The organism is Flavobacterium frigidum, assembly GCF_048286795.2.
Map to the genome: position 1 here is coordinate 760,077 of NZ_JBLVPT020000001.1, position 21,275 is coordinate 781,351.

The 21,275-nt window shown below is 32.7% G+C and carries 19 protein-coding genes; 6 read left to right on the top strand and 13 right to left on the bottom strand.

The features are described 5' to 3' along the window. Positions 1-200 precede the first annotated feature (200 nt). Positions 201-1,307, top strand: coding sequence for a glycosyltransferase (locus tag ACNQGB_RS03495; RefSeq protein ID WP_417945501.1), 1,107 nt, complete (start codon positions 201-203; stop codon positions 1,305-1,307). Here ACNQGB_RS03495 and ACNQGB_RS03500 read toward each other — a convergent pair. Genes ACNQGB_RS03500 through ACNQGB_RS03535 form a run of 8 tightly spaced genes read right to left on the bottom strand, consistent with a single transcriptional unit; the run spans position 1,243 to position 10,588 of the window. After that, positions 1,243-2,547 (bottom strand): O-antigen ligase family protein, encoded by a 1,305-nt coding sequence (locus tag ACNQGB_RS03500; protein ID WP_417945499.1) that lies wholly within the window; start codon positions 2,545-2,547, stop codon positions 1,243-1,245. The genes ACNQGB_RS03495 and ACNQGB_RS03500 overlap by 65 nt on opposite strands. Further along, positions 2,519-3,583: a hypothetical protein gene (locus ACNQGB_RS03505; protein WP_417945497.1), complete on the bottom strand. Its 1,065-nt coding sequence runs from the start codon at positions 3,581-3,583 to the stop codon at positions 2,519-2,521. Before ACNQGB_RS03505 ends, ACNQGB_RS03500 begins: the two co-directional genes overlap by 29 nt. A 31-nt stretch (positions 3,584-3,614) precedes the next feature. Next, positions 3,615-4,943: an MATE family efflux transporter gene (locus tag ACNQGB_RS03510; protein WP_472777067.1), complete on the bottom strand. Its 1,329-nt coding sequence runs from the start codon at positions 4,941-4,943 to the stop codon at positions 3,615-3,617. 15 nt (positions 4,944-4,958) lie between these two features. Continuing rightward, on the bottom strand, positions 4,959-5,942 hold the full coding sequence (locus ACNQGB_RS03515; protein WP_417945493.1) for a hypothetical protein: 984 nt from the start codon (positions 5,940-5,942) through the stop codon (positions 4,959-4,961). Positions 5,943-5,949: 7 nt separating this feature from the next. Beyond that, positions 5,950-7,629, bottom strand: coding sequence for a DUF6909 family protein (locus ACNQGB_RS03520; protein WP_309760587.1), 1,680 nt, complete (start codon positions 7,627-7,629; stop codon positions 5,950-5,952). A gap of 42 nt (positions 7,630-7,671) precedes the next feature. After that, a complete protein-coding gene (locus ACNQGB_RS03525; protein ID WP_417945491.1) occupies positions 7,672-8,544 on the bottom strand; it encodes a carboxypeptidase-like regulatory domain-containing protein in 873 nt (290 codons plus the stop codon). Then, complete coding sequence (locus ACNQGB_RS03530; protein ID WP_417945489.1) at positions 8,541-10,052, bottom strand: GH3 family acyl-acid amido synthetase; 1,512 nt, start codon at positions 10,050-10,052, stop codon at positions 8,541-8,543. Before ACNQGB_RS03530 ends, ACNQGB_RS03525 begins: the two co-directional genes overlap by 4 nt. 38 nt (positions 10,053-10,090) lie before the next feature. Next, a complete protein-coding gene (locus ACNQGB_RS03535) occupies positions 10,091-10,588 on the bottom strand; it encodes a peptidase (RefSeq protein WP_417945487.1) in 498 nt (165 codons plus the stop codon). Positions 10,589-10,800: 212 nt separating this feature from the next. On the opposite strand from ACNQGB_RS03535, the gene tatA reads away from it, so the two are divergent. Next, positions 10,801-10,974, top strand: coding sequence for a twin-arginine translocase TatA/TatE family subunit (tatA, locus tag ACNQGB_RS03540; RefSeq protein ID WP_066075957.1), 174 nt, complete (start codon positions 10,801-10,803; stop codon positions 10,972-10,974). Between the two features lie 41 nt (positions 10,975-11,015). Here the strand turns inward: tatA and ACNQGB_RS03545 are convergent, their stop codons facing one another. Further along, positions 11,016-13,139: a Tex family protein gene (locus ACNQGB_RS03545; protein WP_417945485.1), complete on the bottom strand. Its 2,124-nt coding sequence runs from the start codon at positions 13,137-13,139 to the stop codon at positions 11,016-11,018. Between the two features lie 33 nt (positions 13,140-13,172). Then, the gene (locus ACNQGB_RS03550; protein WP_417945483.1) at positions 13,173-13,994 is read right to left on the bottom strand and encodes a BRO family protein; all 822 of its coding nucleotides are present in this window, start codon (positions 13,992-13,994) and stop codon (positions 13,173-13,175) included. Between the two features lie 87 nt (positions 13,995-14,081). Here ACNQGB_RS03550 and ACNQGB_RS03555 point away from each other — a divergent pair, with 87 nt between their 5' ends. Beyond that, positions 14,082-14,345: a DUF1294 domain-containing protein gene (locus ACNQGB_RS03555; protein ID WP_417945481.1), complete on the top strand. Its 264-nt coding sequence runs from the start codon at positions 14,082-14,084 to the stop codon at positions 14,343-14,345. Between the two features lie 3 nt (positions 14,346-14,348). On the opposite strand, the gene ACNQGB_RS03560 is transcribed toward ACNQGB_RS03555, so the two are convergent. From ACNQGB_RS03560 to ACNQGB_RS03570, 3 genes are all read right to left on the bottom strand, one after another. Continuing rightward, on the bottom strand, positions 14,349-15,488 hold the full coding sequence (locus ACNQGB_RS03560) for an ATP-binding protein (protein ID WP_417945479.1): 1,140 nt from the start codon (positions 15,486-15,488) through the stop codon (positions 14,349-14,351). 192 nt (positions 15,489-15,680) lie between these two features. Next, a complete protein-coding gene (gene rpiB, locus ACNQGB_RS03565) occupies positions 15,681-16,112 on the bottom strand; it encodes a ribose 5-phosphate isomerase B (protein WP_417945477.1) in 432 nt (143 codons plus the stop codon). A gap of 717 nt (positions 16,113-16,829) precedes the next feature. After that, on the bottom strand, positions 16,830-17,063 hold the full coding sequence (locus ACNQGB_RS03570; protein ID WP_309757393.1) for a DUF2007 domain-containing protein: 234 nt from the start codon (positions 17,061-17,063) through the stop codon (positions 16,830-16,832). Between the two features lie 119 nt (positions 17,064-17,182). Here ACNQGB_RS03570 and rnr point away from each other — a divergent pair, with 119 nt between their 5' ends. From rnr to ACNQGB_RS03585, 3 genes are read left to right on the top strand one after another with little or no spacing between them, the layout of a single operon-like run. Next, positions 17,183-19,372 (top strand): ribonuclease R, encoded by a 2,190-nt coding sequence (rnr, locus tag ACNQGB_RS03575; protein WP_417945474.1) that lies wholly within the window; start codon positions 17,183-17,185, stop codon positions 19,370-19,372. Between the two features lie 4 nt (positions 19,373-19,376). Then, entirely contained in the window at positions 19,377-20,042 is a 666-nt protein-coding gene (locus tag ACNQGB_RS03580; protein ID WP_417945472.1) for a head GIN domain-containing protein, read from the top strand. Between the two features lie 44 nt (positions 20,043-20,086). Beyond that, positions 20,087-20,764 (top strand): LysE family translocator, encoded by a 678-nt coding sequence (locus tag ACNQGB_RS03585; RefSeq protein ID WP_417945471.1) that lies wholly within the window; start codon positions 20,087-20,089, stop codon positions 20,762-20,764. Positions 20,765-21,275: the final 511 nt, after the last annotated feature.

Below are 21,275 nucleotides of genomic sequence, written 5' to 3' on the forward strand. Positions count from 1 at the left end.
ACAAGGCTTTCTAGGACATATCGTCCCGTGATCTGCTATATCTTTGCTTTTTAAAAGAAAAAGCAAAGGATGCAGCCTCTCCCGGGGCTAAAGAACAACAAACTGCTTTTTTAGATTTAATTTTCCATCAATTGTATCGCCTCTTATTGCAAAAGTGCAAAAGAAAACTTTATTTTTGTTTCTAACGCAAAAAAAAACATTTGAAAGTTGTACAAATAATTGAAGCATTAGGCGGAGGCGTTTATACCTATTTTGAAGATTTAACCCATCATTTCGAAAAAGAAATCATTCTTCAAAAAGTACAAACTTATATTCTATACAGTGACAATCGCAAAGAGATTGACCCAGAAAAAGTAAGCCAATTATTTGCTACTATTCCAACTGTAAAAATTGAGATGAAGCGAGAAATAAACTTCATTTCAGACCTTAGAGCATTACACAAAATAGTCTGTGAGCTTCAAAAAATAAAGCCCGATGTGGTCCATTTACATTCTTCTAAAGCGGGTGTTTTAGGGAGAATCGCTTGCTGTTTTTTGAAACTAAAACCAATCGTTTTTTATACGCCGCACGGATACGCGTTTTTGCGTACTGATATTTCTACTATGTCCAAAAAGGGATATTGGTACATCGAGAAATTCTTTCAAAAATTCTTCGGCGGAATCACCATTGCTTGTGGTGACTCCGAGTTTGAAATGGCAAAACATCTCGGAAAATCCGAAATGATTAGAAATGGAATAGATATTTCTGCCATAGAAAACTATTCACAAGCCATAGATAATCCAAAACTAACCATTGGAATTGCTGGTCGGATTACTGCAGCTAGAAATCCAAGACAATTCAATGCCATTGCTTTGCAATTTCCAGATTATCAATTTGTGTGGATTGGAGATGGAGAAGAACGCAATCAAATTACAGCCTCAAATATCAAAATAACAGGTTGGTTTTTAGAAAAAAAACAGGTGTACGAGCAAATAAATGCTTTAGATATCTATCTTCAAACCTCACTTTGGGAAGGGTTACCTATTGCTGTTCTTGAAGCTATGGCATTACAAAAACCAGTCATTGCGACTAAAATAAATGGCAATAAAGATACCGTTGTTCATAAGGAGACTGGCTTTTTATACCAGGAATTGACGGAGTTATCGCTCTATTTCAAAATCCTTGAAGATTCAAAAGTTAGAGCTCAATTTGGCAACAACGCCAAAACAAGATGTAAAGATTTATTTAATACAACAATTAATATTACTGCACTTCAGGAAATGTATGAACGTTACTTTTTTGCCGCAACCAAAGACTTCCAAAAATAGAAAACCAAAAGCCGCTAAATGTAATACCGTCGAAACGCAATAAAAAATCATCTGTCAAATTAGAAGTAAGAAAAAGAAAAAAGAAGGAAAAGACCAATGCATTTTTTAAATCGATCCCCAAATAACCAATCGTTCCAATAAAAAGCAAAACCATTAGGGGTCCTAAAACACCAAACTTCAAGAAAGAGTCTAAAAATTGATTGTGTGTAGGAAAAGCATACTTGGCTAAAAAATGCTGATGCGTTTGTTTAAAATAATTCACTAATTCTGGTTTCCCATCAGAAGCTCCAACGCCAAAAGGCAAATGTTGCAAAGATAACTCCCAAGCCGATTTCCAGATAGAAACTCTGGTTACGAGAGAATTAAAAACCTTTATTTCGGGATGATCAATTTCGTCAAGCTTCCCCACTTTGTCCATGTAAGCGAAAGTTACCGAGCTATATTTTTCTTTCATGTAAGGATTTTTTTGAATAAAGAGAAATAAAACCCCACACAAAACACCACCAATAACCGCAGTACAAAGCAATAACTTTTTTAGGTCAAATTGTGCTGCAAAAAAAGAAAACATTACCAATAAGTACCCAACTAAAACATTGAATAAAGCCATTCTAGTATTGACTAAAAGCACAAAGAAAAAGGAGAATACAAATATCAAAAAGGATAAAAACACAAGTCCAATCTTCTTTTTCATTTCCCACCTTTGCAATAACAAATACAAGGCTGAGATACTCACAAAAGCCAAGTGCATATTTAGTGCTGGAGCATGAATACCGATAGAATTTGCAAAAACATAGCCCATTTCCCATAGGTGAATTCCATTCCAATACTTAGCTATATGCTCAGGAAAAACAAATGCAAAACGTACCGCAAAAACAATCATTAATAACGTGGTACTATTTACATAAAATTGTAATAATTTTTGAAATGAAATGCGTTTGTAATTTCCCAAAATAATTAGTGGAAATAACACTAAGGAGACTGTCTTTTCAAGCGATTTAATACCATGAGCCAAAGAATCATTGTTCCAAAATAGCAATAATTCTAACAAAAAAGGTGACGCGATTATACCGGCTAAAATCAATGCCTTTCTAGATAACTTTATTTTCTTGAAATAAAGCATATTAAAAATAGCGAAAGCGAAAATTAACCAAGTACAAGGCTTCCTGAAAATTAGCGTACAAGCTATCACCACCAGAAAAAAAGAGAAAACTTTATTGAATTGCTTTTCGGAAATGGTCATAATAAAGAGCATAATAAATTAGTGGGAAAACACCCGCTTTGTGTCGAATTGCCGATCCTAAATCAGGTTCGAAAACCCCTTGAAGGATAAAAAAAGAAAATATAAAAAGAAGCATCCATAACTCGTAAACATATTCTTTTTTATCTTTTATGCAACGCGCCAATCGAACCAATAGAATATAAAACAGAAATAATTGCCAAATTACAAATAATAAAATTTGTGGAGAAAAAATATGCTTCAACCCGTTAAGGGGTACATTTACAGTAAAAAAACCATAAAAAATACCTATGATTTCACCATACCAAGTGTCTGTTTTTACAGGAGAAACTATACTCGAATTAGCATCAACAGATCCCAATCGGGCACTATTTATAAGCTCTCTGCTTTGCTCTGAAAAAAATTCTCCTTTTACAAAGCCATAACTCAGTGACAAGAAAATTACAACTACAATTCCGTAAAAAAGAGTTGCAAAAGTACGATTCGGAATCTTGACACAAGTAACCCAATACATTCCCATAGCTAGGATAGGCAGTAGCGCAAAATAAGGCCTGTAGATAACTCCAAAAAAAATAAAAAGAGACAAGGCTATAAATATGGTAGTCTGAAAGGAAAAATGCTTTTTTAGAAATAAGAAAACGATCAAAGAGAGGTACAAAAAAGTAATAAACTCCTTAGAAGGCATAGCCATAAAAATCGCAATCATGGTGAAAGCCAAATACACCAAAACATTCTTAATAGTAACTTTCTCAAACGTGCTTGGAATTCCTATTTTATACAAAATACCCATTAAAATAGGAAACTGAATCAATGCAATTACTGAAAAAGGCAAATAACGCAAACCTGTAATTTTATAAAACAAAATAGTCAATGGGTAACTTCCAAAATAACCAATCTCGTTGCCTTTATCATAAGCAATAATAGCAGCGTCATAAAAAAAACGTTTCGGCAAAATAAAACTGGCAGCAAAGGCCACAAATAGATTGAGTCCTGCAAGAAGTAAAAAAGATACTTTATTTTTTTTTATGAGTAAAGACATTTAGGTCTGATTGAAAATAGAAGTGACAAACTTAACTCAAAAACAACTTAATCCCGTCTTTGTAATACACAAAAAGAGCTGTTCCAAAATTCCAAAAAATTGAACTTACCGAAAAAGCTATTGCCCCACCTATCATTCCATAGGAAGGAATTAACCAATAATTGAGAATAAAATTAAGGCCAAGAGCAACCAAGACAATACGTTGAAAAATTCGTTGCCGCCCAGTCATGTTTAAATAAACAGGAGCCGCCCCAAAAAAAGCACAAAAACCTTGTCCCAAAACCAATACTAATAATGCCTCCTTAGCTACTATATAATTAAGGCCAAAAAAATGCAAAACAAACTCCGGAAAAACAAGTAATCCAATAACTGCGGGCAACGTAATCGCTACAATTATTCGGGAACTATTTTGAACTATTTGCTGTACTTTTTCAATTTCTTTATTCGAAAAACATGCTGCTATAGATGCCGAAACGGTAATATTTACTGTCAAAATAATAACCGACAACAAGGTCATTAACTTGACCGCAACCGAATAAAAAGCAACTGCTGCGTCACCTTGGTATTTTTTTAAAAACAAGATGTCAAAACTCATCATCAAAAAAATAGCCATTCCACTGACGGCTATAGGAAAAGATTGAGTGATAATCTCACAAGCTGAGAAACAATCCGTAGTGCAGATAGCTGTTTTTTTAGTGAAAAAATAAAAAGTGAGTAGTGTAGTAACAACTCCCAAAAAAACAAAACTCAATAAAAAAGCATCTACCAAATACAATTCTAATTGCCATTGAACCAACAAAACAGCTAGGACAATAATAGGCAGGTATTTAAAAACATTTCTAAATAATTCAGCTACTACTATTTCATTTAATGCTCTAAAAACTTCAACGTTCAGAATAGCAAGTCCATAAAAAAACATAACTGCAGAGGCTTTGAATAAAAGGAAATAAGTTGCATTATCCGCAAAAAATAATGTAATAACAGAAGCATCCAACAGTATAAAGAAAAGAAACAAAAGCAAGGAAGCTAAAAACAGCATCAAAACCATTTTTAAATATACTTTTTTTAAATGGCCTAAAGAATAATTAGGATACAAACGCCCTTGAAAATACAATATGGATTGATCAAATCCTAGCAAACAAATACTACCGATTGCGAAAAGAAACGTTCGCACAAAATCATATTGCCCAACTAGTTTAGGATCATATTTTTGAGTTAAAAACAAAGTAAAACCAAATAAAAGAAACACACCAAAAACCCGAATCATTAAGGTTAGTAAGCTTTGCCGAACTACCGGATTTTGGAATGTTGTAAGTAAGTGGTATCGAATTTTTTTTAACACATTGGCTTTGTTTTGCAAAAGAAAATTATTTTTTTAAGAAGCAATTACTTTTGATTTTGCTAATTGCTTTTGATAAAATCGAATGAACAGATGAATAAAAACAAAAAATAATACCAGCACTATTGGCAATACAAATTTCATAATGCCATTTACTGCTTTTGAAGTATCACTATTCAATGTGAATGTTATCTTTTTAATTGTATTTTGAAAATTGATTAATTTTAATCGGTTTAGCCCCTGAATGTACAACAATTCCTGTTTGGTTTTAATAACATCATTCAGTTGTGTATTTTCATTATAATACATGAGTTTATCATTTTTTAATGCACTTTTTACATTGGCCGAAAAACCATTAAGAACTCCATTTATTTGCTGAATAATCGTGTCATTTTGAGCAATATCTTGTTTTAAATTTGCCAATCCTACCTTTTGCATGGCGGTAAAATATTCAGATTGATTTAGATAATTCAATAATGGTGTAATCAATTTTTTCTCATTAGTAGTTCCATTGGTTACAACAGCAATCGTATGGTACGTATAATTTTTACTGGTAATATTGTCTTCAAGTACTTTTTTTACCTCTCCAACTTCTGCCATTAACTTAATCAACTCAAAGTTTCGCTCTTTATCTTCAATGAATTTATAAACATCAGCTATAGGTTTAATTTCAATTTTTATTAGATCTTCAGGTTGGGACAATCCTATCTCATTTTGTAAAAAAACGATATCGCCAGCATTAATTTTAGATTGAATCAAATTGATTTTTGCATACAAATAATCCACACTCCCAAAATTAGGAATCACAGTAATTTCATTAGTATACAATTTATTATTCTTATCCAAAAACAATCCCAAACCAAAACCGATTATTAGTAATGCTAAAACAACCTTCCATTGATTTACAAAAAACTGTATACAATGAAAAAACAAAGTGTTCAACTTTTCGAACCCTTTTTTTAGTTTATTGGTAATTTGAAATATGTCAATTTCTGAATCGCTATGCGTGTTTAAACTCATGAGCTAATTATTTTACGTTGAAAATTTGTTCCAATATTTTAATAGTAATCAAATACGTAGGTTTTACTCCTGTAGTTCCCAATCCGCCAGACGCTAGAGTGCTTCCGGTTTCAAGTGGATTATCAGAGGCATAATATGCATATCTTACTTTGACATCGTGCGGCACACTTTTTCTGATTTTTGATGCCGATTGAATCGCTTTTTGGTAATAAGAACCCTCCATTTCCAGTCCGATAATTCCCCAAGTCGATTCGTGGAAAAATTTCAACAAATCTCTGTTTTGCAATGATGTTCCTAGTACTGTTACCATTGGTCCTGCAAATACAGCAATATCGTTCCCTTCAAACATCTCAGCGGACAATTCATTTTCAAAGAAATAATTATCAGCTGTTCCTTCGTTGATGTGCGCATTAGGAATCATGATATCACCTTTCCCTCCTTCTAAAATCCCTGCTTTACCCATTATAGAAACCGATTCTACATTGAGCAAAGTTTCTTTTTTATAGGGTTTTAGTAATTCATCAATGGTTTCATAGGCTTGTTCCCCAAAAGCATAATCCATAACAATCAATACCGGCTTTTTATCTCCTGTATTCGCTTTAGGAAAAGATGATTTCGCCCAATCAATTTTGGCTGTATCAAAAATTTGTACGTCAATATTAGTTCCTGATGTATCTGGCAACGAAATCATTCCTTGCTTCAAAGCAACTGCCGTTACTTGATTGCGAACCTCATGTGCCCCAGATTTACTTAACTCCTCATAAATAAAGAAATCAGACTTGTCTTTGAACTTGGTTTTCAAAACTTCGGTAGCAAAGATAGAATTCATTACACTGTGCATGTTTGCACTAATCACGTGAATTGGTCGGTCTAAAAGTTGATTTTCTTTTAAAACTTCTTTGATATTGGTAGCCCAAATTTCGCCGTGAATATGGTGTCCCAAACGTTCCCTCAAAATAGGACTAAACGTTATGGTTCTCTTGTTATCTTCCACGATTTCTTCAATCGCTAATTTTCCTAACCAAAAAATAACGTGCAAGAAGCGATCTGGTGCGGCCGCAGAACCAAAGGCATCATAAATATCCAGTACTTCTTCAAATCTTCGTCCTAGAATATTAGCAGCGTGCGAAATCGCTTTCTCTTTTTCTACTAAAGTTAGTTTCTTCTTTTGAGAAACCGCTTGCTCTAATTTGATCCAATCGCGAGAAACTTCACCAGAATCATCTAGTAAAACTCTATTTCTAATTTTGTGTGATTCAATGAAAATAAACGTCAAGTGTGTCAAAATATCATAAATATCCGAGCGTCCTCTTGTAATTTCTACATTCATTTGCTCCTCATCGATACGGTAACAATTGCGACGTCTTTTGGGAGGAACTATCGCCTGAAAATGCGATTTTGAATACCCTTCTTCTGATGTTAAATTGATAAACCTACATTCTTCAATACCAACCGGCAAACGCTCAATTACGTACAAAAGTCCGTTTAATTCTACTTTTTCATCTGCAATATTTCCATATATTTCTGGGCTTAACGCTAATAAGGCTTCGCGCAACGTATCACCTGAAATTCCCATTGGCTTATAAAATCCTCGGTTAAAAAGATGACGCATCGTAATGTACATTTTTTCAATGGCTGCCGATGATTCTTGCGCTCTTGAGCGTGATATGTTTTTTGTTTCTTTCATTTTCTACTTATTTTCTAACCTGCAAAGGTAGTTTTTTATTTTCTAATTTGTTAAAGTAAGATTAATTGCGGGTTCAGTTACTTTATGTTTATATTTTCCCTCACGAATATTTATTTTACTTTGTGTCCATTTCCCACCTCTATATTCAAATGTATTTTCTAATTCTACTGGATTGCATACAATACTGGGGGCAAACGTTATATATTCTCTATTTTTATTTGAATTTTTTTCTTTGTAATTTAACTTAATTTTATTGCTTTCAATAATCATCCATTCAAAAGCTATAAAAATTCCGTTTTGAGGTACTAGCAAATTATATTTAGTTAAATCAATTTTGTTTTCTTGATTTCCTTTTTTAACCGCTACAATAATATCTTCATCTAATAAATCTAAACCTGGAGCACCTTCTTTGTTTACTTCGAAAATTCTTAATTTGAACGTGGCGTTTTTAATTTCACTTGTTGTGAAAATAATAGTATTTTTAATAAATGGCGTTTTTGAAAAATCATTGCTATAATTAAATCGTTTGGCGTAAATCCATGGAACACCGCCAAGGAAGTATATATGATTTATGTTCTTAGAGTCTCCAATCTCAATTTCTACTGTGCTTTTACTTTTAGAAATAATCACCTCATCCAACTGAAAAGCTATTTCTTTCAAAACTACTTTTTCAGCTTCCGAAAATTTAACTTTTTTGGTTTCAAAACCCAAAGCAGAAAAAATTAAAACCTTATTTTGATCTTCTACATGAATAGAAAATGAACCATTTTCCTCAGATGTTGTTCCAATATTTTCATTTTCTACCCAAATATTAACATAAGGAATGGGTTTATTACTCTCATCAAGAACAATCCCTTTAATTTGTGAATACATGCAAGAACTCACGAATAATAACAACAGTACAAATTTTTTCATTTTATAATTGATAATTTTTCTAATTGATCCACGATACTTCTATCATTCGAAAGTCTTGGAATCTTGTTTTGTCCCCCCAGTTTACCAATTGATTTCATGTACTCTTGAAAACCGTTTTTAACTACTTGAGTAACCACCAATTTTTGGAGCACTTTGCCCACAATCAAATCATCATAATACATGTTTTGTTTGCGCATGGCATTGTCCAGCGCTTCCGCAAATGCTACGTAGTCTTCTGGTTCTCCCAATGCTTCGGGATCAAACTCTATAAACCATTCGTGATACGGCAATCCCTCGGATGGTGTAATTTGTGGTGCCACCGTAAATTCATTAATTCGAATAGTAGTACCAATAATAGCTTCTTGCAACGCACTTTCGACTTCTTTACCAATAACATGTTCTCCAAAAGCCGAAATGTAATGTTTGATTCTACCCGATACAATTATTCGGTATGGTTTTAAACTCGTAAACTGAACGGTATCGCCAATATTATACCCCCAAAGTCCCGCATTGGTAGAAATTATCAAAACATAATTCACGCCTAATGCTACTTCGCCGATCGTATATCGTCTAGGATTTTCAGTATAAAACTCGTCACTTTTTATAAATTCATAAAAAATTCCGGAGTTCAACAGCAGTAACATTCCTTTTTCCTTTTGCGAATCTTGGTACGCAAAAAATCCTTCCGAAGCCGGAAACAATTCAATACTATCTACTTTTCGACCTATCAAATTTTCAAATTTGGCGCGATACGGTTCGTAATTCACACCGCCATAAATAAACAAATTAAAATTTTTAAAAATTTCACCTACAGGCTTCCCTCCTTTTTGATGCAACTTCTCAAAATACATTTGCACCCAAGAAGGAATTCCTGAAATAACCGTCATGTTTTCATTAAATGTTTCCTCGACAATCGCATTTACTTTGGTTTCCCAATCTTCAATACAATTCGTTTCCCAAGAAGGTAATCTGTTTTTTTGAAGGTATTTTGGAACAAAATGCGCTACAATTCCAGATAACCTTCCTATATTTATTCCGTTTTTTTCTTCTAAAAGTGGACTTCCTTGCAAGAAAATCATTTTTCCATCTACAAAATCAGCTTTACCTGTTTCGTGAATGTAATGTAAAATCGCATTGCGAGCAGCCTCAATATGATAGGGCATCGATTCCTTAGTCAACGGAATGTATTTTGCTCCAGAAGTTGTTCCAGATGTCTTAGCAAAATAGAGCGGTTTTCCCTTCCATAAGATATTTTCCTGGCCTTGAACCACTTTGTCCACATACGGTTTGAGCGCCTCATAATCCCGAACTGGAACTTGGTTGGCAAAATCCTTCTCATTTTTAATTTGGTCAAAATGATGGTCAATTCCAAATTGCGTTTGCTTTGCCTCTTTGATTAATTTTTGTAAAACTTTCTTTTGCGTTGCAATAGGATTATTGGCCCAAAGTTGGGTTTTCTTGTATATTTTTTGTGCAAATAATTTTGCTGCAATTGATTTTATTGACATTATAAATTTTGTTCTTTAAAAGATAAAAATCGATTTATTTACTCCGTTTTTGATTTTGCAGAAAACGCTGTCTTTTCTTCCTTAGCTACTTGTTCCCTAAGTTCCAGTTCTTGCTTTGATGCGGACAGATCGGCTTGAGAAGGCACATCATCTGCGGTAGAAAGTATAGAATCTTTATTGAATTTTGCATATTCTAACTCACCCGTCAATACTTTTTGAATAGACTTGATATAGACTTCGTTTTTTTTCAACGCTCGGGACAAAGAATCTGATTTCAAGGCCAATTCAAGGGCGTCTTTCTTTAATTTTGTGGAAGAATATCCCGGAATAAACTCTCGTAATGGGGTAAAAGCTATAATAAATGTAGTGACAAAAATGATTAAAATTGCTCCTACACTTGCAACCAAAAATACGTTCATTAACGTGAGTTTCAAAGAAAATGTTTCTTCAAAAGTATCTTCGTTCAATATGATTAAACGTCGCTCGTTGAATAGATTTTCCTTGAGTTTGCGCCTTCTTTGACTTTTACTGGACATATCATTTGATTATCGAACAAATATAACAATTATTGTTCATGCTTGTATTGGCATATTTTGTTGGTATTTTCAAGCTAAAAAATTTTTTTTAATGAATTTTTAACGCTTTTGAAGCCAAATAAATGTACCGAAATCTGTTTCTGTTAACTAATTCTATATACCTTTGTCCTTAGATTTAATATAAATTTGCTCTGGCAATAAATTATACTATCATGGGAAGATTAGGTGTTACAGAAATCCTTGTTATATTAGCGATTGTTTTATTACTTTTTGGTGGTAAAAAAATTCCAGAATTAATGAAAGGTTTAGGAAGCGGAATCAAAGAATTCAAAAACGCTGCTAAAGACGGTCAGCCAGCTGATAAAAAAGAGGAAGAAACAAAATAAAAAAAAGGCTTTTCATAATTTGAAAAGCCTTTTTTTATGGTTTAAAGTATCATCGTCAACTGAATTCGCTTTCTATCCTCATCTACCTCAGTTACTTTTACGGTAACGTGCTGGTGTAGTTTTACTACTTCGTTAACATCACTCACAAATCCTGCTTTGAGTTGAGAAATGTGTACCAAACCACTTTCCTTAATACCCAAGTCTACAAAACAACCAAAATTGGTAATGTTATTGACAATTCCGTTCAAAATCATTCCTGTTTTTACGTCTTTAATGGTTTTTACATTCGGGTCAAATTCGAAAACCTTAGCTGCTTTTCTAGGGTCTAAACCGGGTTTTTCTAATTCTTTAATAATGTCTTTTAAAGTCAATAAACCTATCTCAGCCGTAACGTAATTTTCTGGTTTAATTAAGGCTGTTTTCTCCTTGTTAGCAATTAAATCAGTTACTTTCAACTTCAAATCTTTAGCCATTTTTTCCACAATTGAATAGGCTTCGGGGTGAACGGCCGAGTTATCCAATGGATTTTTCCCGTCTTTAATTCGAATAAAAGCAGCACCTTGCTGAAAGGCTTTTTCGCCCAAACGAGGTACTTTTTTGAGTTGCTTTCGATCCTCAAAAGGACCATTTTCAGAACGATAATTCACAATATTTTCGGCTAGCTTCTCGCCTATTCCACTCACATAACTCAACAAATGTTTACTCGCAGTGTTGATATTGACACCCACAGAGTTTACACATCGAACAACAGTAGTATCCAGTTCTTCTTTCAATTTACTTTGATCCACATCATGCTGGTATTGGCCTACTCCAATGGCTTTTGGGTCAATTTTTACCAACTCAGCTAAAGGATCGCTCAATCGGCGACCGATAGAAATCGATCCACGAACCGTGACATCATAATTAGGGAATTCCTCACGAGCGATTTTTGATGCAGAATATACCGAAGCACCCGCCTCTGAAACTATAAAAACCTGAACCGTTCTATCAAAAGCAATTTTCTTGATAAAGAATTCGGTTTCACGCGAAGCAGTTCCGTTTCCTATTGAAATAGCGTCGATATTATAGGCGTTTACCATCGATTTTATCTTTTTCATGGCCATAGTGGTTTCGTTTTGTGGCGCATGCGGATAAATGGTTTCATTGTAGATTAAATCGCCTTTTTCATCTAAGCAAACTATTTTACAACCTGAACGAAATCCTGGGTCGATGGCTAAAATTCGTTTCTCGCCCAAAGGTGGCGCTAGCAATAACTGCCCTAAATTAGTAGCAAAAACTTGAATCGAATTGGCATCTGCCTTGGCTTTCGCTTCCTGTAAAGCTTCGTTTGATATAGCAGGATTGAGTAATCGTTTGTAGCTGTCTTCAATGGCTAATTGTACGTGTGGCGTAGCTGGACTGTCTGCTTTTAAAACCAATTCGTCAATAATATCATACGCTTCATCCAGATCTACTTCGACTTTAAACTTGATGAAACCTTCGTTTTCGGCACGAAGCATTGCTAATAATCTATGCGATGGTGCTTTTGTCAACGGTTCAGACCAATCAAAATATTGGTTGAATTTTTGAGCGCCCTCTTCGTCTTTTTTGGTTTTTACTACTTTGGTTGTAATGGTTGCTTTACGCTCGTACAGACGTCGCAACTGTTTACGAACAAAAATATTTTCGTTAATCCATTCGGCAATAATATCCCTTGCGCCCTGCAAAGCAGCATCTTCATTCGCCACATTATCGTTCAAATATTTCATTGCTAGGAAATCAACATCATCTTTGTTTTGAGCCATGATGATTTTCGCTAATGGTTCCAATCCGTTTTCACGAGCCACATCAGCTTTGGTTTTTTTCTTCTTTTTAAATGGCAAATACAAATCTTCTAATTCCTGTAAATCAAAACTTTGTTGTATTTTTTTGTCTAATTCAGGCGCTAATCCGTTTTGCTCATCAATTGATTTTACGATTGCTTCTTTACGTTTTGTAATTGCTTCGTATTCTTTTTGAAGTTTGGCAATGTGTTCAATTTGTACTTCATCTAGATTTCCAGTAGTATCTTTTCGATATCTGGAAATGAACGGAATCGTGCAATCTTCTTGCAAAAGTTGAACTGTTCTTTGAATGTTTATGGCCGCTGTAGCGACTGATTTTGAGATGAATTGTATGTTAGTCATTTTAATTTTTTTCGAATGGCTAAAATATTCAAATTACTCTAGCATTTCTTTACTTGGAGGTAGAAAATTTTCTCCAGTTACTACACTTTTTCCTGTTTTATCTTCTAAAGCCAATCGGGCATTTTTTGCAATTGCACCACCTTTTTTACTTGCTTTTGCATTCTCAGTAAGTCCTTTGGCTTCATCTGTTTCGGCAATTTGTCTAGTTGAAAGTTCTGCTAGAGCTGTAAAGATTAATTCGGCTTCGGACATGTGATCTCTTAAATTTTGTGACTTTAGTCCTTTTATTTCTTTATGATTTTTAACAGATAATCCTGTCCATTCCTGATGAATAATATTTGTCAACATTGCAAATTCATCCTGTTTTTCAACACCAGATTCTTTCCAATAATCGGTCAATTTATTGCGAGTCTCCTGCCCTGTCATACGTTGCTGAATCCATTTTTCGCTACGTCCCAATTTTTGCCAATTTTCACGAGCACGGTCTAAACTTTGGGCGGGATCTGCCAATTCTTGCATTCGTTCATAGCCCACTTTTGCCAACCATTGTTTAAAAGGTTCTGCTTTTGGAGAAGGAATAGATTGAATTAAACGCAATAAAGTTTCGGTATCGGCAGTATCTGTCAATCTATTTTTACCATCTTCGGCAAGCATTTTCAACTGTCGACAAACTGTCGACAGTTCAATTCCATCATCATTTTTGACTCTAATTTTCATTTTATACCAATAATCTCTTGGATTAACGCTGTCAGTTAAAATTTGAATAACATCAATAACTGAGAAATACCAAATTTCTTTTTCAGCATCGTAATGGCTTCGTACTTTTTTGGCTTCGAATAATTTAATTGGACTCATAATTAATAGCTTTTTAGACTTAAATAAGGATTTTAAATATAAGAAAAACAATTTACTTCTTCTATCTTTGACTTTAATTTAAATCAAATGACTATTTTATTCTGTTTCTTTTTTGTGATTAATCTAATCGCTTTTTTGAGTATAGTTTATGATAAATTTTTAGCTAAAAATCAAAAAAGAAGAATTCCTGAACGTACTCTTTTAAGTTTTGTATTTTTTGGCGGAACAATTGGTTCAGGAATTGCAATGCTACTTTTTAGACATAAAACAGCCAAAAAAAGCTATTTATGGAAGTTTTGGTTACTTGCTACTTTACAAATTGGACTGCTTTTTCTGGTCTATTTTTTTTAACTTTTAGGTAATAAAATCTAAATAATTCTGTTTATTGATCACTTCAAAACTCGCCTCTGGATACCCTTTGGCGAAAGCTGTAGGGATTTTTGCTTTTCGGTTTTCGTTCCATTTGAATTCGTACCCTCTTAAAATACCATTTTCTTCTTCCAGCCAATCCAATTCTTGTTGGTCATACGTGCGCCAAAAATAATTGGTAACATTTTTTTGATTGTAATTTTGGTGCTTAACTCGTTCTGAAGAAAGATAATTTTCCCATAATGAACCCACATCTGTTCTTGAATCCAATCGACTAAAGTTGGCTATAATTGCATTTCGAATCCCATTATCATAAAAATACCATCTGTTCGATTTGGTTATTTCTTTGCGTAAATTTTTACTAAAACCAGGTACTTTATAAATTACAAAAACTTTAGATAGTAAGTCCAAATAGCTTTCGACGGTGTTTTTAGAAATGCCTAATTGCCGAGCTAATTCTTGCAAAGATACCTCCTGCCCTATTTGAAAAGCAATTAACTTTAATAAATCCAGAATTTTATTGGATTGTTTGATGCCCTCGTAAATTAGAATATCCTTCAATAAATAGGAATTAATTATCTCCTTCAAATAGTTAATTTTATCATTCCAATCTGAATATTGTTCGAGTTCGGGATAAGATCCAAAAAGCAATCGTTCCTCTAATTTTTGAGTAGTTTCCTTGAAATTTTCATATTTAGCAAATTCCATTTGAGCCAATGGAAATAAATATATCGTATTTTTTCTTCCTACCAAAGGTTCGCCTAACTTATTCGATAAATCAAAAACGGACGATCCTGTGGCGATAATTTTTATTCCATCAATAGAATCAACTATTAATTTTAAAATGAGTCCAATATCAGGAATGTTTTGAGCCTCATCAATCACTAACAATTTTACTTTATTTAAAAGACGTTTGTAGTTAGCAACTGATCTTTGTTTGAGTAAATCAGCATCTTGAATATCTTCGCCATTCAAATGCAAATAATCTTCTTTTGGAATGGTAGCAAGATAATTTTTGATAAAAGCTGTTTTACCCACACGTCTTGCACCTAATAAAATCAATACTTTATTAGGCAAAACTTTTTTAGAAAACAATGTGTCTATTCCTCTTTCTAAAAAATTCATAAGCTTGAATTTTAATTATTTAGATACAAATATACTTAAAAAACGTTAATTCAGTCAGTACATTGACTGAATTTACATTAATTCAGTCAGTACGTTGACTGAATTTACATTATTACATTCAATAGAAAATAAAAAAAGCCCGGTGAAAAACCGAGCTTAATGTAATTATAAAGCTGCAAAGCAGCCAAAATTTTATTGACAGGCAATTTTATTGACGCGATTTTGGTGTCTGCCACCTTCAAAATCAGTAGTAATAAAAGCTTCAACCATTTCTAATACTTGTGGAATTGATGTGAAACGAGCAGGAATACTAATAATATTGGCATCATTATGTTGGCGCGCTAAAATCGCAATTTCTTTGGTCCAACATAAAGCAGCACGAACTTGAGCATGTTTATTAACAGTCATTGCAATTCCGTTTCCGCTTCCACAAATTACAATTCCTAAATCAGCTTTACCATCTGTTACATCATTGGCTACTGGATGACCAAAATCAGGATAATCAACACTATCAACTGAATCAGTTCCATAATTTGTAATTTGATGTCCTTTTGCGATAAGCATTTCAACAATTGCCTTTTTGTAATCTGGTCCGGCGTGATCGTTTCCTATGGAGATTTTCATTTTGTAAAATTTAAGTTGTGTGCTGCAAATTTAGAGAAACTATTCTATTGATTGCCTAATAAATTTTTGTTCTTTGTTTGCTAATTAAACCACTTATAGTATTTCTATTAATGGTCTTGTAACCCTTTAATAGCTATATAATTACGGGTTATCAACAATTTTTATTAATGTATAAATACCTGTAAATCAATGTATATTTATTATTGTAAATGTTAAAAATTTGCATTGTTAATAGCAAAACGCAATTGATTGATATTCAGTTAACTTTAAATTAACACAAGATGTTGATAACTTGAGATAGAAAATAAGAACTATTTTTTGGTACTATTAAAAAATTAAGTAATCCAAAACCCAGTTTTTAAAACCTAATTTACTTTGAGGAATTTATAGAATAGTTATCATTATTAAAAAGTAGTTTATTAACAAATTTTTAAAAACTACTTATTTACAAAATGAATTATTATTGGATTATTAACCATTGTTAATTAAAAATAGAAACTCCTTTAAAACGAATACTTTATTAAAAAATAACTATGTTAATAAGTCGGTATAACATCTTTTAAGTTGATTTCAATGCTTTTTAAAATAAATTTATTGCCACTATTAACACGCTATAATAACAACCAAGAAGAATTTTAAATTTAATTTTTCTTTTTGTTTATTTAAATATATGTTGACAACTTTCAAAAAATTGAAGTCAAAAAAATGAATTCTATTTCAAACGATTTTCAAGTTGCTGTTTAAGTTGTCTAGCAATTCTTGTACTTTTTCAAAATCGTTAAAATGAATTTTGAGTTTGATTCCGCCATATGCAAAGCTGCCAAAAGGATCAACAGAAACTAAGTTTTCGTTTTCAAAAAAATAATGAATTGCTTCTTGCTCTAGCAAATGCTTTATAACTATAATTTCATGCGAATAATTAAAAATTGCAATGGTTTGAAATTCTTCCATTTTTTATACTTTTTATAAAGATACAACTATTCTATAAAGTTATATTTTCTTTAAAACTGCGTACTCTTTACTGATAACAGTCTAGTATTTTGTAATTTTAGACTTTTAAGAACAGATGTATGAGTAAAAGATTAAGAAAGCCGGTAAAAAAAGGGAAAGATTTCTCAGAAAAAATTATAAAAATATTATCGCAAAGTGCAAATAAAGCATTCAATTACAAACAAATAGGAGCTAAGCTAGAAGTTGATGATACCGAAAGCAGGAATCAAATTATAAAAGATTTGAAGATTCTGGCTTCGCAAAATAAAATTATTGAATCAGAACCTGGAAAATATTTAATCAAAGCAGTTAGTAAAGATTATTACGAAGGTAAAATTGACATGACAGGAAGAAAGACTGCTTATTTTGTCTGCCCTGATTTAGATGATGATGTATTTATCCCTACCAATAATTTAAACCATGCTTTAGATAAAGATATTGTTAAAGTGTACGTTTATAATAAACGAAGTGGTAAAAGACCTGAAGGAGAAGTGATTGAAGTCCTTGAAAGACATAAAACTGATTTTGTAGGTGTTATTGACATTCAAGCTAATTTTGCTTTTGTTTCTACTGCAAACCCTAAAATGTATACGGATATTTTTATTCCAAAGGATAAAATAGGCGAGGCAGAGCAAGGCGACGTTGTTTTAGTTCATATCGAAGATTGGCCGGCTAGAGCTGATAGTCCTTTTGGTTCCGTGATAAAAGTGTTAGGAAAACCAGGAGAGCATGATACAGAAATTCACGCTATTCTTGCTGAATACGGATTGCCATCAGAATTTCCTATTGAAGTTGAGACGTTTGCACAAAAAATAGATACTTCGATTACTGCTACTGAAATAGCGAATCGTCGTGACATGCTTAATACGTTGACTTTTACCATTGATCCAAAAGATGCGAAGGATTTTGATGATGCACTTTCATTTAAAAAATTAGAAAATGGTAATTATGAAATTGGTATTCATATTGCCGATGTTTCGTATTATCTTGAAGAAGGAACAATCCTGGATGATGAAGCGTATCAAAGAGCAACATCAGTATATTTAGTGGATAGAGTAGTGCCTATGTTGCCAGAAGTACTGTCAAATTTTGCGTGTTCCTTACGTCCAAATGAAGAAAAATATACGTTTTCTGCTATATTCGAAATTACGGAAACCTCGCAAGTGGTCAATCAATGGTTTGGAAGAACGGTCATTTATTCGGATCAGCGTTTTGCTTACGAGGAAGCGCAGTATATCATAGAAACCAAGGACGACACAATTCCAGTAGAAATTTCGATTACTGGAACTTCATATCAAGTTTCAGCAGAAATTGTTGCTGCAACCCTTAAAATGGATGAATTAGCCAAAATTCTTAGGAAACAAAGAATGGCCGATGGCGCAATTACTTTTGATAAAGTAGAGGTAAAATTCAATTTAGATGAAGCTGGTGAACCTCAAGGTGTTTATTTTAAAGTTTCAAAAGATGCTAATCATTTAATCGAAGAATTCATGCTTTTGGCCAATAAAAAAGTAGCAGAATTTATTGGTAAACAGAAGAAAACTTTCATTTATAGAATTCACGATGAACCAAATGAAGATAAACTTTTTGCAATGCAAGCTGTAATTGCTAAGTTTGGACATAAAATAGATTTTAAGCAAGGCTCTATTTCGCAGGCTTTAAATAAATTAATGGAAGATGTAAGTGGTAAAAAGGAGCAAAACCTTATTGATACTCTTGCGATTAGGAGTATGAGTAAAGCTAAATATTCTACGGATAACATAGGACATTATGGTTTGGCTTTTGAATATTATTCGCATTTTACGTCACCTATTCGTCGTTATCCAGATGTAATGGTGCATCGATTGTTACAACATTATCTGGATGGAGGAAAATCTGTTGATGAAGAAACGTATGAAACAAAATGTTTGCATTCATCGACCATGGAAGGTTTAGCAACCAATGCGGAACGCGATTCTATTAAATACATGCAAGTAAAATACATGCAAGATCATCAGGATCAAGAATTTTTAGGTGTTATTTCTGGTGTGACCGAATGGGGAATTTATGTAGAAATCATCGAAAATAAATGCGAAGGAATGTGTAGAATTCGAGACATAAAAGACGATTATTACACTTTTGACGAGAAGCAATATGCACTAACTGGCGCAACTTCTGGAAAATTATTACAATTAGGAGACGAAATTTACGTTAAAGTAAAAAATGCCGATTTAGTTAAAAAACAACTGGATTTTAATTTTTTAAGAAGAATGGAAGAACCGTTAAAATAAAAAAATGAAAAAATTAGTGATTATTGCCTTTGTATTTTTAAGTCAATTTACAAATGCTCAAGTAACCAGAAATTTAGGAGATTTTGATGAAGTAAAAGTATTTGATAAAATCAATGTAAAATTAATTCCAGATTCAGAAAACAAAATAGTTATAACTGGAGACCGAGCAGATGAAGTAGAAACTGTAAATAAAAATGGAGAATTAAAAATTAGAATGCCGTTTCCACAATTGTTATCTGGTGATGCTATTACAATAAAACTATATTTTAAAAATATTGAAAGTATAAGTGCTAGCGAGGGAAGCTATGTTTCAAGTGATACTGATTTCAAACAAACAATCTTGGAAGTAAATGCAAAATCAGGAGCAGAGATAAACATTGAAATAGATGTTGACAAGGTGAATATAAAAGCTAGTGCAGGTGGAATAATTGATGTTTCTGGTAAAGCTACGAACTCAGATGTAGCCATAACTTCAGGTGGAATTCTAAAAGCAGCAGATTTATACACGAATCAGACTAAAATTAGCGTTGCTGCGGGAGGAAAATCTGAAATTCATGCAACTACATTAGTAGATGCAAAAGTGAAAGCTGGAGGCTCTATATTTATCTACGGAAAACCAAAACAGATCAATAAAGAAGTATTTATTGGCGGTACTATTTTAGAAAAATAGTAGTACTTTGGTTTAAATTTTAGCGTAATAAATTTAAATTTTTAATGATAAACGATATTTTAGCTGGTATTCCTTGGGGAATATTTTTAAGTTTTATGATTGGTCCTGTTTTTTTTATATTACTTGAAACAAGTATTATAAAAGGATTTAGAGCAGCCTTAGTATTTGATTTAGGAGTTGTTTTAGGCGACATTGTCTTTATAGGAATAGCTTATTTAGGGAGTTACAGGTTAATACAAAGTTTAAAAGACCAACCTGCCCTTTTTATTTTTGGTGGTGTTTTAATGGTTGCTTATGGTATAATTTCCTTCATACAATTAAAAAAAGAAGAAAAAATAAACACTGATATTATTGACAGGGAAATAGTAAAAAAAAACTATTTAAGCCTTTTCATAAAAGGGTTTTTGTTGAATATTATTAATATTGGTGTTCTAGGTTTTTGGTTGGCTATCATCATTTCTGTGGGACCAAAATTAGAAATGCAAACCTCCAGAATGATTACTTTTTTTATATCTGTAGTTATTACTTATTTATTGATTGATTGCATCAAAATACTTTTAGCAAAGCAATTAAAAACAAAACTAACACCAGTGAATATTCTTAAAATCAAAAAAGGAATCAGTATTGTAATGATGGTTTTTGGGATGGTTTTAATCACTCAAGGTTGGTTCCCAGAAGAAAAAGCAATGGTTAAAAAAGCGTTTGAAAAAATAGAGAATTAGTACTATTTTTTCAAATAGTAAAAGCCTTGTATCTAATTGATTTAGATTCAGGACTTTTTTATTTAAACATTTAAGTCATTTAAGTTTTTTTAAACCATTAAGTAATTAAGTTTCATTAACACTTAACACTTAATTTTTCTTAATTTCTTAATGGTTAAAATCAGAAACTTTTTAATTTCTCCTAAAAATTAGTCATAAAAAAAAGGGACACATTTCTGTATCTCTTTTAGAGGCATCTCACGAAGCTTCCGGACGGATTCGAACCACATCTTTATTTAATTTTTTCTAAAAATTAGTCATAAAAAAAAGAGACACATTTCTGTATCTCTTATGGAGGCATCTCCCGAAGCCTCGGGACGGATTCGAACCACAACTTTATTTAATTTTTTCTAAAAATTGTCATAAAAAAAAGAGACACATTTCTGTATCTCTTTTGGAGGCATCTCCCGAAGCCTCGGGACGGATTCGAACCACATCTTTATTTAATTTTTTCTAAAAATTAGTCATAAAA